Here is a 13847-nt window from a genome sequence, read left to right on the forward strand (position 1 = left end):
CTTTATGGCGGCTGTGCGTGGGAGACCTTCGGGTCTGCCGGGGTCCTGTATGCCCGGTTCGCCAACCCGCGCACAGCTGCCACCCTTACATCGTTTGGCGACGATCAGTGGCAGCTCCTCACATACAGGAGCTTCACCAATGCACGCCCTCAATCCGTCCAAAATTCGCGCCGCTGCACACCGTGCAATGGCTCTCGCCGCTTTACACGCCAACTCCAGCCTCGCTACACGCCTCTCCCGCTACAACGCTCACATGGCCAAAGCCCGCGCACTCGAAACCGCAGGCGGTGCTCAATGAACAACGCCCTGAGTTTTGCCCTTCCCGAAGACCTGCTCTGCGTGAACCCAACCGCCGAAGCCGGCGTACCTATCGACGCCATCACCTGCGCTATTGACCGCGCTGACTCGGTGCTGACGCTGCTGGAAGACCACTTCGAAAACGAATCCTCACGCCTTGCCAATCACGTCATCGCCGCCGTCCTCTGGGACGTGCGCGGCACCCTTGGCCTGATCAAAACGCTGGCTATGCACGGTGACAACACTTCGGCACCTGCAGTGCAGAAAGGCGGTGCGCTATGAGCATTTCCACCACACCGGGCCACGCTACCTTTTCTCGGGTTAATGCCACCGACCTGAAGCTGTTTCGGGTGAATGCCGGAGTACCCATCGAAGACGCGCTGGAGATGGTGTCGTTACTGCAGCATCACGCGAACCAGCTCAGTTTCGACGCGGCCATGAGTGACCACGGCGAGCGTTTCAGTTGGCCCGCCTTGTACCTGGGCGAGATGGCCAAAGCCCTGATCGACGACATCAACGATGCGCTGTTTCTGCCGAGGGCTGACACATGAGCCAACGACCGAACAACGCTAAACGCCCGAGCTTTGCCGACGTGAAAGCCGCCGCGCTGAAAGACATTGATCGTGTCTTGTCGCACTGGCTGCCCAACGGCAAGCGCGTGGACGGCGGCAAGGAATACACCGCTCCGAATCCGACTCGCAGCGACAAGCGTGCGGGTTCGCTCAAGGTCAATTTGAGCAAGGGCACCTGGGCGGATTTTGCCACCGGCGACAAAGGCGGCGACCTGATCGATCTGGTGCGCTATCTGGACGGCGGCACTGACGTCGAGGCTTGCAACAAACTGGCCGACCTCCTAAACGTCGCGTCGGGCGCCGCCAAGACAATCGCCGCACCGACCAAGCCGAAGGCGCCGACGTGGAACGCCATTCAGCCGATCCCGGCCGAGGCCATGAACAAGTGCCCGGCCAAGCACCGTGATCACGGTGTGCCGTCCAAGGTCTGGATCTACCGCGACGCACAGGGTCATCCCCTCATGGCGCTGTATCGCTTCGACCTCGGCCCCGATGAAGACGGCAAGCCGAAGAAGGTCTTTGCGCCTCTGACATGGTGTCAGCGCTCCGATGGTCAAACCACACAATGGCGCTGGCAGGGTCTGCCGGATCCGCGTCCACTCCTACGCCTTGATGAACTGGCCCAGAGTGCTGACGCACCAGTGGTTCTGTGCGAAGGCGAGAAAGCGGCCGATGCTGCCACCGAACTGCTGCCGAACTACGTGGCCACCTGCTGGCCGAACGGCTCCAACTCCTGGCACAAAGCCGACCTGACGCCGCTCAAGGGACGAAACGTGGTGTTGTGGCCGGACAACGACGACAGCGGTAAAGCCTGCATGGCTACCGTTGCCGGAAAGCTGCGCGAAATCGGCGCCGCTTCGGTCCGGGTCATCGCGCTGGAGGTGTTCAAACGCAAGCCGACGCTGAAGAATGACCGCGCCGCGTTCGCGAAAGGTGGTCAATGGGATGACGGCGACGATGCCGCCGATGCGCTCGCCAAAGGCTGGACCGCCGGCCACTTCACCGCGCTGGAAAGCGGCGGCGAGCTGTTCGGTGTGATCGAGGAAAAGCCGGTAGTTGCCCAAGTGAAATCCGAGTCAGAACCGGAGCCGGAAGCGAAACCCAAAGCAACGGCCAAGCGACCGGCAAAATCGAAAAACGACCTGATGCCCGGTGGCTTTCGCCTGACGCCCGAAGGTGTGTTTTATGCCGGTGACGACGGCGAAGCACGCCCGGTGTGTTCGCCGCTGGAGATCCTTGCGCGTACCCGGGACGAAAAGGGCCACAACTGGGGGTTGCTGGTCGAGTTCGACGACCCCGACGGGACCAAGAAACGCTGGAACATCCCGGCACGCACAATGACCGGTGACTTCGGCAAAGACGTGCTCGGCCCGTTGGTGGACATGGGGCTGCGTCTGGCCGGCAGTCGCTCGGGGCGCAACGCACGCAACGATTTGCAGAGTTACCTTGGCGGCTTCGACAGTGCGCAACGTGCGCGTCTGGTCACTCGTTTGGGTTGGCATGACAACGCTTTTCTGTTGCCCGAGCAACAGGTCGGCATGCACGCGGAACACCTGCACTTCTACGAGGCCGGCGCGCAGCTTCCGCCGATCAGCGAAGCGGGCACGTTGGAACAATGGCAACAGCAAATCGGTGCGCTGTGCATCGGCAACCACCGTTTGGCGTTTGTCGTCGGTGTGGCCTTCGCCGGCCCTCTGCTACACATGCTCGGCCACGAATCGGGCGGCTTTCACCTGTACGGTGACAGCTCCGGCGGCAAGACCACTCACCTGCAAGTCGCCGCCTCGATCTACGGCGGGCCGCGTCTGGTGCGCTCGTGGCGGTCGACCGACAACGCGCTGGAGTCAATCGCTGCCGCGCATTCCGACGGGCTTCTGGTGCTCGATGAAATCGGAATGTGTGATGCCCGCATCATCGGCGAGACGGTGTACATGCTGGGCAACGGCACCGGTAAGGCTCGGGCCAATGATAGAGGCCAAGCAGGCCGGCAGGTGCAGGAATGGCGTCTGCTGTTTCTCTCCACCGGCGAGAAGACCTTGGCGCAGCACATGGCCGAAGCCAACAAGGAGCTTAAAGCGGGTATGGAGGTACGCATGCTCGCCGTTCCGGCGGATGCCAGCAAAGGTCTGGGCATGTTCGACACGCTCAACGGTTTCGAAGATGCGGCCGCTCTGTCCGACGCACTCAAAGCGCGGGTGGCGAACTATTACGGCACACCGCTTACCGCGTTCCTGACTGCGCTGTGCGAACCCGGCAAGCGCCACGGCTGGGCGGCAATCCTGCGCCGCACGCTGGAAGGCTTTATTTCCAAGTCGCTCCCTGCGTCCGCGAGTGGACAGGCACACCGTGCCGCTGCTCGCTTCGGCCTCGCCGCCGCAGCAGGCGAGCTGGCCACCGCGATGGGCATCACGGGCTGGCCGGATGGCACGGCCACCACCGCCGCTCGGGTGTGCTTAAACGCATGGCTTCACGAGCGCGGCGGCGCCGGAAACTTCGAGGGCGATGCGATCTTGGCGCGGCTGCGCCAGGTAATCGAGCGTTTTGGTGAAAGCCGTTTCACACGCTGGGAATCGGCAGCGGCCAAGATCGACGAACACGGCCCGCGCACTATTGACCGCCTGGGCTTTCGCAAGACGCTGGAGCACGGCATGGGCGACACCATGCACACCACCAACACCTATTACGTGCTGACCGAGGCGTGGCGCTCGGAGATCTTCCGAGGCATGAACCTCACGGCTGTGAACAAGGAGCTACTGCAGCGCGGTGTGCTGGAACCGAGCAGCGACGGCAAGGCGTCGAGTCTGGTGCGGCTCCCCGGCCTCGGGCAGCAACGCTGCTACATCGTGAAGGCTATTCCAGGACCGGATGACGGCGAGGCTCGGGCCGCCTGAGGGCATCCCCGCTGATCGAGGTAACGCCGGCTTATTCCCGGCCTCGCCAGCCGCTCATTCAACCCAAACCCAATTTTTGAAGGAACAAGACAGATGAACGAATTCCAAACTTCCACCGAACAACACGAACTGCCAGTCACCGGTCCAGATATCCACGGAGCCACAGGACTTTCACTGCCAGCTGCAGCCAACGGCGAAGCGATAGCCATCTGCGAAAAGAAGCGCGCCTTGCTGGACAAAATCGCAGAGTTGGAGACCCACCGCGATAACCTATTGAGGGAGGCAGCAGAGCACTACGTGCAAATAGCACCACTGGAAGCGCTCTTGGAAAACGAGGAAGAACTCGACGCAGATCGGTTGCATGAAGTTCGAAAAGAGTACAACACCCTCAAGATTCCTTACGACTCCTGCAAGACGCGCGCTGACTACGCAGAGGCTCGCATTCAACGACGTGAAAAGCTGGTCAATCACGAAACCCTGATGGCGGGTTACACCGAGTCGATGGATAACTGGAAAGCTGACGAGCAAGAGCTTAACGAGAAACGCGACAGCCTCAGCACCCGCTTGACACAGATCCAACAACAAGCAGAAGAAGACATGGCCAAGGCACGACAAGCCGAAACCGATGCAGCAACCGCTTATGCACAAGCTGTGGCCTGGGGCGACACCGAGGGTGAGAAGACTGCCAATGCCGATGCCCAGAAAGCTGCAAAGAATCTGGCGACTGCGAGCGAGCACCATCGCCGACAGCTTCTGATCATTGCCGCGCTGGAGCAGGAACTCGTCATCGTGGATCAACACATCGACGAGGCGCGGAAAGAGCACAAGACCATCGAGCGAAGGGCGTTGCTCTTGGCGCGAACTGTTCTCGAGGAACAGTGGAACGAGAAAGCTCAAGAGTTGCTGGAGATGGGCGGCAAGCTCTGGTCTGCCATTGATCTGGTTGGCGGCGAGCAAATTAGTCTCAGGAAACTAATCATTCCTGAAGAAGGCGAAAACTTCCGGAACTGGACCAGTAGCGATTTGTGGGAACGCGCCTCCAAGTACTCGTTGCAAGACGTTCTCGCGTTGTAATGCGCTGAGCCACCGAAACAGCCTACGCAGGTAGGCTGTTTAACCTCCACAGGCTACAAAATGATCATTCAATTTGACCTTAGAAACACCCCTAACTGGAAAGACCTACTGAATGCACGAATAGTCTCCTTAAAGGAAATGCTGGAATTCGTGGACAAACCTCGCATAAAAACGGAAGTCGAGATTCTCACCGTGAAATTGATAAAAGCCGAGATCATTAGCATCCGAGAGTATCTTAAACTGTCAGAATAGCGCTGAACTTGTGAGCCGCACCAACATTCAAACTGTCATCAAACAAATGTAGGAATCAAACATGTCCAAACTTGCCGAATACCGCCAGCTCGAAAAGCACCTCGCCGAACAGCTTCAGGCTTTGGAAGCACTGAAGAGCGATGGCGCGCTGAAAAAAGAGATCGAGTTCGAAACCAAGCTGCGCGAGTTGCTCAACCAATACGGCTTCAGCCTCAAGCACATCATCAACCTGCTGGATCCGCAAAGCACGAAGCGCGCTTCAACACCAGCGGCGGCACCTGGCAAGCGTAAGCCTCGCGCTCTGAAGGTCTACAAGAACCCGCACACCGGCGAAGTGGTCGAAACCAAAGGCGGCAATCACAAGACGCTGAAGGAGTGGAAGACCAAGCACGGTGCCGACGAAGTTGAAAGCTGGGTGAAGAAATAACGCAGCTTGAATAAAAGGCCTCTCAGAGGCCTTTTCTTTTGTTGATCACATCCTTCGCGCCTGCGACCTCACCATCTAAGAATCGCTACCATCAGCAAAAGGAGTCAACGTTGTGGACACAATGAGCAGACGTGAAATTGGCGACCTGTTGTCTCGGCGCCTCCCGCAATGCGCTATCACCTGCTCGATAAATGCCGACCATAGTTTGTCTGTCGAGGTGATCGGCCCCGACCAGCGACAATTCACCATCGCGAACATTGATCGCTCCAGCGCAGCTCTACCCATCTGCGCTAATGCTAGGTGCCTTGCCCTACGCCCTCGACTGCTTCCCTGTAGTTCGCTGCAGCCTTCTCGATCATCACTCTGCGCTCCTCACGGGTGATGAAGCCTTCCGCGAAGTCTGACTCTGCCCTCCCAACCGCTAGAAACGAGCTGCTCCTGGCTGCCCTCCACGATTTTTTCTTAACGACCGCGTCTGCCCACTAGCCGCCGCTCACGGACGTCTGCTTTCGGCCATAAGCGGACGTGTGGAAGCGCCCGCTTCCGGCCAAAAGCAGAGGCGTTTCTGTACACGATAGCAATGCCCAAAGGTCATTTTCCCTGTCCAAGCATCCAGCGTGGATGGAATGCCAGTAGCAGAGGTGGATTTAGCCATAGTAGCGTTGCGCCTCTACGACCCAGATCGGGTGAACGTGCAACGGAGCAGTGAAATGGATTTTGTAGAACGCTTGAACGCAATGTCAGCGAAGGTCAATCAGCTAGCTTCGACCATACAAACGGAGGAAGCAACGAAAACTGCTTTTGTCATGCCGTTCATTCATACCGTGCTGGGCTATGATGTATTCGACCCGTCCGAAGTCGTTCCCGAATACGTGTGCGATGTGGGCACGAAAAAAGGGGAGAAGATTGATTACGCGATTTTGAAAGATGGCCAGATCCAGATATTGATCGAAACAAAAAAAGTCGGCGAGCCGCTCAATATCAATCATGCGAGCCAACTCTTCCGATACTTTCATGTCACAACTGCAAGAATTTCCATCCTTACAAATGGCAGGTTTTACCGGTTCTATACCGATCTTGATGCACCAAACAAAATGGATGAAAAGCCGTTTCTTGAGGTCGACTTGCTTAACATTGATGAGCACGTCATCCCTGAACTTCAAAAGCTTACGAAGTCCGCTTTTGACGTTGATTCGATCATCAATGCTGCAGGCGAACTAAAGTATGTTGGAAATATAAAAAAGGAAATGGCTAGGCAGTTCACGCAGCCTGATGATGACTTCGTTCGTTTCTTCGCATCGCGAGTCTACGAAGGGGTCATAACCCAAAAGGTTCGGGATCAGTTTACTCTGCTCACAAGGAAAGCCGCAGCCCAGTTTCTTAGTGACCAAATCAACGATAGGTTGAAGTCAGCGATGAGTAAAGCCACGTTTCCCACGCTCGCTGAATCGGTCGTTGCTGAAAATCAAGCTGAAGCCCAAGAGGAGCCTGAAGATCGTATTCTGACTACGATGGAGGAGCTGGAAGGCTTCCATATAATAAAAGCGATTGTCCGGACCGTCATAGATGCAAAGCGAATAGCCAGCAGAGACACCCAGAGTTACTTCGGTATCCTTCTAGACGACAATAACCGCAAGCCTATCGCTAGACTCCACTTCAACCGTAGTCAAAAATATCTTGGTATTTTTGACAAAGACAAAGTCGAAACGCGCCACCCTATCAAATCACTCGACGAGATCTATGAGTTTTCAGCCTCGCTAAAAGAGACGATATCTTTTTACCAAGAAGCCTGAGCAAGGACTTCCCAGTTCTTTACCTACAGGCCCTAGGACTGGGATTCCGCTAATCTCCGGCCATAGATGCTATTGGTGACTGCCAGCTTTCGGCCAAAAGCGGACGTTGGCAAGCGACCACTACCGTTCAAGTACGGACGCTGGACACAGTGACATCAAATGGGTAGCGTCACCAATGCTGCTTTTGAACCTGGAACTCCGCAGGGCTTATCTTCACCCTTGTCGCGTTTTTATGAGCGATATCGCGTTTACCGCGAGCACCTCTAAGCTGGACACAGTGTTACAGGACGTCAAGGTGCATGTATTCATTCGTAACGCTAAATAGTTAACTGTATGTTTGAGTTTTTTTGTAGCGAAGATTGATGATCTTCATAATCGATAATTGGCGCTCAGGAAATAAATAAGCAAAAGGAGAATCATGGCAAAGCCATTTAATGTCGAGTCTGGTGATATCAATAAATTAAATGATATCCAACTAACGCAATTGCTCAAGGAGCTTCTGCACGCCGAAGCTTTTCGTTTCGGTATTGCGCAGCGTGCCGTTGAAGTCGCACTTAATATAATTACCGGCGACGGCGGTGAAGATGGGAGGATTTCCTGGGAGCAGGGGCCAGACTCCACAGACTACATTCCCAATCGGCTAAGTTTGTTTCAGAATAAAGCGACCGATATGGGGCCGGCGGCATATGCAAAAGAGGTGCTCACTTCTAACGGCTTGGTCAAACCAATAGTGGATCAAGTTCTTGCCGATGGAGGAAGTTATATAGTATTTACCACCCAAGAGCTAAACTCAAAACAAAAGCAGGCACGCATTAAGCAAATAAGAACATCTCTTGTTGGTGTTGGCAAAGAGTATGCGAATGAGTGTGACTTGCGCATATATGATGCAAGTCAAATCGCAGGTTGGGTTAATCGTTATATTTCAGCTGTTGTAGCAGTTCAGCATTGGAGTGGTCGCCCAGTTGAGCGAGGTTTGAAAACCTACGAGCTTTGGAGTGAGCATGAAGATCTATCACGCTTACCTTTTGCCGCTGTTGCTAGTCGTAGTGAGATAGTTGAGAAGCTAAAGGTTGGTTTGTCTGTGCCGAAAGCTTGCTTTCGTATAATGGGATTGTCTGGCTTAGGTAAAACAAGAACAGCGTTTCAAGTATTCAGTGAAAGTCAGGAAATTAGAAGTTTGGTTGTTTATGTCGACGCTAATCATGCACCTAATATTGACTCGCTTATAGCTGACTGGGTTACATTGGGGTATGAGGCCATTATTGTTGTCGACAACTGTGAGTATCGGCTGCATGAAAGGCTTGTAAAGGAAGTCCGCCGTGAAGGTAGTCGTGTGAGATTGCTGACTCTTGACTATAATTTTGATTCGATGGCGGCTCCAACTGTTTGCTTTAAATTAGAGCAAATGACTGATGATGAACTTTTTCAGTTGCTAAGTCCTGTATATAATAATGTCCTGTCGGACTTGAAGCGAATAGTGGATTTCGCGCAAGGCTTCCCTCAAATGGCGGTGCTATTGGCGGAAGCTAGACTAAATGAAGACCCAAGAATTGGCAGTCTCACGGAGGACGAACTCGCGAGCAAGCTTCTGTGGAAACGTAATGAAGCAGAGAATCCGGCGTGTTTGAAGATTTTACAGGCATGTTCCTTGTTTGACGTGTTTGGCGTCGAAAAAGAAGTTGAATACCAGTTGGAGTATATTGCCAACACGATTGGTGTGCATGTTGATGAGGTTTATGGCTGCATTCAAGAGTATTCAATTCGAGGATTAATTGATCGTCGCGGACGATTTGGTCAAGTGGTCCCTAAACCATTGGCAATACGGTTGGCGGGGCAATGGTGGACGAAGTCACGAGAGGAAAAGCAAAAAGGATTAATTGACTCTGTCCCCGAAGGGATGATTGAGGGTTTTTGTAACCAAATTGAGAAAATGGACTTTCATAGTGACGTGAAGTTGCTCACTGAGAAGCTTTGTGGTCCTCAAGGCCCTTTTGGCCAAGCGGAGGTGATCCTATCGGAACGGGGTTCTAGATTCTTCCGCGCGTTTGTCAATGTGAACCCCGATGCCACATCCGCTGCGCTGTATCGAATTTTAACCTCCATGGATCACGATCAGTTGTTATCAATTGAGGGGGACGTTCGAAGAAACTTAGTTTGGGGGCTAGAGAAACTCTGCTTTCATGCCGATTTGTTTATGGAAGCCTCATGGTGCATGTTGCTATTAGCGTCAGCAGAAAATGAATCTTGGAGTAATAATGCCACAGGCATATTTGCACAATTATTTTGCATCAATCTCTCCGGTACTGCTGCTGCGCCAGATACCCGTTTTTCTTTGCTTCGACAGGGTATGGATATGGAGCAAGTTGAAGTTGATATGGTGCTGCTTAATGCGTTAGAGCAGGCAATTAGTACTTTTGGAGGTGGTCGGACAGTTGGTGCAGAATACCAAGGTACAAAAGCACCTCTTGAAGAGTGGCGTCCAAAAATTTGGCAAGAAATATTCGACTATTGGCAAACTGCTTTCGACTTTTATTTAGAGATGATAAATCGAGGCGAGAAACAGAGAGAGAAAGTATTAAATGACATTGGCAATTCGATTCGAGGCTTTGTAGGAAGAGGTCGGCTTGATATGCTAGATGCTGCTATTAGATACATCGTAGAATCTAATGGTCGATACTGGCCTGCTGCACTTGACAGCATAAAAAACACCTTCGAGTACGACGGCGAAAAACTAGAAGAAACTGCTGTCTCTGCGCTAAATTCCTGGATGAAACTACTCAGTCCAGAAGGTGCAGCGTTAGTGGAGAAACTTCGAATAGTTGTTGTTAATCCACCTCGAGAACATAAAATGCGCGATGGTGGGGGGTACATAGATGTTGCGGCGGAGAATGCTAAAAAATTAGCAGCTGAAGTTGCTGAAAATGTCGATGAGTTTTATTCGTGTATTGATCTTCTGCTTGAAGGTGAGCAGCGACAGTCACACTCGTTTGGGCATCAACTAGTGCTAGAGCTGGCAGATGAAAGCAAACTTATTGAGCTTGCTTTAACAGCGCTGTCTGAAAACGCCAAAGCAAATGCTAGCTTTATTACCGGCCTATTTCGTGGAGTGTACGAGAAATCTCCGGAAATTTGGCAGAAGCACATAGATTACGTTTCCTCTGATGAGCGGCTTGTCAGCTTTTATCCTGAACTTATTCGTACCGGAAATATTGATGCTCGACACCTAAATAAGCTGGTTGAGCTTATATCGGCTGGATTGATCTCAACCAATAGTGCAAATGTTTTGAGCTATGGTGGTGTTACTAGTGAGCTGGCGCCAGAGGTGGTTTCGGATTTTTGTTTGAAGTTGTCAGCGTTAGGTGAAGAGGCCGCTTGGCCAGCACTGAATGTAATGTTTATGTACTGCTTTGGAAATATGGAGAGAGTTGACGAAATACGTACGTCCGTAAAGTCATTGTTGTTGGCAGTTCCGTTACACAAAAAACATTCGGCGGCATACACGGATCTTCACAGTTGGTCCGCACTTATCGAGGCTCTGTTAAAGACTCGTGATGAAGAATTTGTTATTGCGATTTCTCGTCAATTGATTGATTCATGCCGAGTTGGGTTTAATCATAGTGATTTATGGAGCTACATAAAGCCGTTGCTTATGAAGATCGTGCAGCAGTACGACGAACTCTTATGGTCTGTTTTTGGGGAAGCGATATCTAAAGCGAAAGGCATGGAACTTTATTGGTTGCAGAAGCTACTTGATAGAGAAAGCAGTGTTTCAAGCCTACTCCCAAGTATTATTTCTTATTTTCCTTCAGGAGAAATTATTTCGTGGTGTTATAAGCATCCAAATTCTGGGTCCAGCTTTGTCGCTGCTTGTATAAATATATTTGAAGTGCAGAATAATGTTCAGACCCCGTCGGAATTATTTATTTTGCTTCTTGAGAATTTCGGCGAAGATAAACGTGTCGCGAGCGCTTTGGTAGCGAACATGGGGAGTAGGGGGTGGTCAGGATCATTGGTTCCTCATTTGGAGGCTGATAAGTTAGCACTGACTCCTCTTTTAAAGCATAAAAATGTCAACGTAAAAAGGTGGGTAAGGGGATATATTGGTTCTATCGATAGTCAAATAGAGCGCGAATCCAGCGTGGATGCAGAGCGCGATCTAGGGATCTTTTAATTTGGTAGTCAATAAACTTAGATGATGGTCTGAAATGCAAAGGGTGGCTATTGTTGTAGCCACTCGCCACCAAGTTACTTGTCGTGCCGATATAAATAATCACTCGATCGCAAACAAGCATATCCAAAATTAGTAATCGTGCAGCCGCTTGGATGTGGAAACTTGGAAAGGCGCATACTACCTATAGTGAAAATTCGAATTCCTATTAATCACCGCTAACACCTGAGTGACGGCAGTTATCCGAATGTGCCCGCATTTGACATATCTTGAGCTAGTGGGTTTCTGCTAAATGAATGAGTTTCGAATCCGAACCCGTTGAGCCAGGCGAACTAACACTCACGCGTGATGCGCTTTTCAACCTCGTCAGTTGTTTGGATATTCAAGGTCCGCTTCTGGCCGTTAGCTGCCCTCCGCGAAGGGCAGCTATGAATCGAAAGCAGCCCTTCTTGACAGGCAGCTATCGACCCAGGTTGCGTGAAACCGTATACACCGTTTTGTAGTCTGCGCTGCTACGTAAAATCTCCCATCGCTTGGTTGGTCAGCAGCTCTAAAATTGCATAGGACCATGTTTTTCGTTTTTATATTGGAAACGCTACCAAATTTTAATATTTAATTGTGATTCGATCTGGGCTTTGTCGACATTTATAAATATATCCTGCCTGTTTCCCGACTCGTATGTCACAAGGGATAATACTTCCCGATCTATGTTGGAACACTCCAAAATTAGACTTCCTTCGAGCAACGAAAGAAACCTTCTAAAATTCTTGTTGATTTTGAGATGGTCCGACAATGTTTCCCATCCTTCGATAATGGTTTCGGCGGCCATTACGGCGGACTGCACCGGGCTGAGACTAGGTTTAGCCGCGATGAACGGCAAGTGCTGCATTCCGTGTTGAGATACGGAAGCCATAAACATAGAGATATTAGAAAATTTCTCTAGTTTGGCTTCTTGATGTTTGACTTTTTGTATAAAAGGAAAAAATTCCGCAGCCAAACGCTCGGATGCGTTTTGAACTACATGGTAATGCAGGGAAGTCGGTTCCGAGACTATGATGAGAGGAGCGATATTCAGATTGGGGTCGAAAAAGGTTCGGACCAAAAAATTTGTAGGAGGCACGTCGGGACTAATATTCTTGTCGTAGATGATTGTATTACTGCTAATTGAAGTGAGTTTACTGAGGTCTGCAAGGAATGTAGCGTATTCCATCTTTTTTTCTCGTAAAGGACTGTTAACGTTTCGCAGCTGGCATGGCAATGATGCCATGTTATGCGGAATTTCGATGCAGATTGGTGCTACGACGCCACGCCAGCTTATCAATGCGCATACATGCCGCTGTTGAAGGCGGTCTTGTCTCGGGCGGGCGCTATTCCCAGTGTGCTCGTGCCCTTACCGCGGCGGCCAAGGCGATCTCGGCATTAGAAGCAATAAGTACGGCAGTCACGGTCAGATGCTTACTTCAGGAGCGGATGGGCGCCTTGGGTCATTGCGAGATGTGATGCCGAACAGCTGCTTCTGGCCGAAAGCGGCCCGTTACGACTGCTGACTGATCGCTGGCAGAGCGGCCAAACTGATGATTACAGCCCGTTAATCGCATCAATTGGGCGGACTGGGAGTGGGGAATTACCTGGTCTCCTGCGCATGGACATGACCTCCTCCGCCCCTCTTTCGAGCATCGGAGCGTTACACCAGATGGCAGAGTTACACGCCTAAATGTTTGTGTACGCAGCCGATGTAACATCATAAATAATCAATAAATACAGTCACTTAACAACCATCGTTACACCAGTTACACGAGTTACACCGCATTTTTGAGGGGTACATACCCCCACACCCCGTAAGCATCAATCCCACCAGCGAACGTCAGGTGTATCTCCCGCAGTGTGCCGGGGCCCCTGAGGTTTTCTTCGAGACACGGGGTCGGAAACCCGCGGGACTGCGTTAGCTGAAAAATGCCCAGCTTAGTGAACAGGTGAACTAGGTGAACTAGGTGAACACGCAGTTCACCAGTGCATTTGCACAAGGTACTGGGAGGACGCCGGGGACCCTGAGCATTTCTGAAGGACACGGGGCACAAAACCCGCGTGATCTCGTTAGTGGCTGATTTTTTTAGATTGGTTGACAGGTTGACTTGGTTGACAGCTCAACGCGTGCGGAATCAACAACACAAAAGGCCATCGTTACGAATGCGGTAACGATGCCTTTTTTTCAACCAAATCCTTTCGATTTCAATGACTGAAATTTCAGTAAGCTGGCGGGCCTGCCACTACCGAGATCCCGCGGGTTTCCGACCCCGTGTCTACTCAATATCGCCAGGGGCCCCCGGCTATTTTTCAATCGCCAGGCGATCCGGACCCGTTTTGCTCGTTGCC

The 13847-nt window shown here is 51.8% G+C and carries 8 protein-coding genes; 7 read left to right on the forward strand and 1 reads right to left on the reverse strand.

The window, feature by feature from the left end:
* Positions 1-294 precede the first annotated feature (294 nt).
* The 7 genes from OK411_RS22910 (at position 295) to OK411_RS22940 (ending at position 11477) form a co-directional block, all read left to right on the forward strand.
* A complete protein-coding gene (locus OK411_RS22910) occupies positions 295-579 on the forward strand; it encodes a hypothetical protein (protein WP_085655303.1) in 285 nt (94 codons plus the stop codon).
* A complete protein-coding gene (locus tag OK411_RS22915; RefSeq protein WP_102688199.1) occupies positions 576-848 on the forward strand; it encodes a DUF3077 domain-containing protein in 273 nt (90 codons plus the stop codon). Before OK411_RS22910 ends, OK411_RS22915 begins: the two co-directional genes overlap by 4 nt.
* A complete protein-coding gene (locus tag OK411_RS22920; RefSeq protein ID WP_264365737.1) occupies positions 845-3760 on the forward strand; it encodes a DUF927 domain-containing protein in 2916 nt (971 codons plus the stop codon). Before OK411_RS22915 ends, OK411_RS22920 begins: the two co-directional genes overlap by 4 nt.
* A gap of 231 nt (positions 3761-3991) precedes the next feature.
* Complete coding sequence (locus tag OK411_RS22925; RefSeq protein ID WP_264365768.1) at positions 3992-4834, forward strand: chromosome segregation protein SMC; 843 nt, start codon at positions 3992-3994, stop codon at positions 4832-4834.
* Between the two features lie 313 nt (positions 4835-5147).
* The gene (locus tag OK411_RS22930) at positions 5148-5513 is read left to right on the forward strand and encodes a histone-like nucleoid-structuring protein, MvaT/MvaU family (protein ID WP_085606863.1); all 366 of its coding nucleotides are present in this window, start codon (positions 5148-5150) and stop codon (positions 5511-5513) included.
* A gap of 710 nt (positions 5514-6223) precedes the next feature.
* Positions 6224-7306 carry a type I restriction endonuclease gene (locus OK411_RS22935; RefSeq protein ID WP_264365738.1) on the forward strand — a complete coding sequence of 361 codons (1083 nt, stop codon included), beginning with the start codon at positions 6224-6226 and terminating at the stop codon, positions 7304-7306.
* A 418-nt stretch (positions 7307-7724) separates the two neighbouring features.
* Positions 7725-11477: a hypothetical protein gene (locus OK411_RS22940; protein WP_264365739.1), complete on the forward strand. Its 3753-nt coding sequence runs from the start codon at positions 7725-7727 to the stop codon at positions 11475-11477.
* A gap of 592 nt (positions 11478-12069) precedes the next feature.
* Here the strand turns inward: OK411_RS22940 and OK411_RS22945 are convergent.
* A complete protein-coding gene (locus tag OK411_RS22945; RefSeq protein WP_264365740.1) occupies positions 12070-12684 on the reverse strand; it encodes a hypothetical protein in 615 nt (204 codons plus the stop codon).
* Between the last annotated feature and the right edge of the window lie 1163 nt (positions 12685-13847).

This window comes from Pseudomonas sp. RG1 (assembly GCF_025910115.1).
In the GTDB taxonomy this organism is placed as follows: domain Bacteria; phylum Pseudomonadota; class Gammaproteobacteria; order Pseudomonadales; family Pseudomonadaceae; genus Aquipseudomonas; species Aquipseudomonas atacamensis.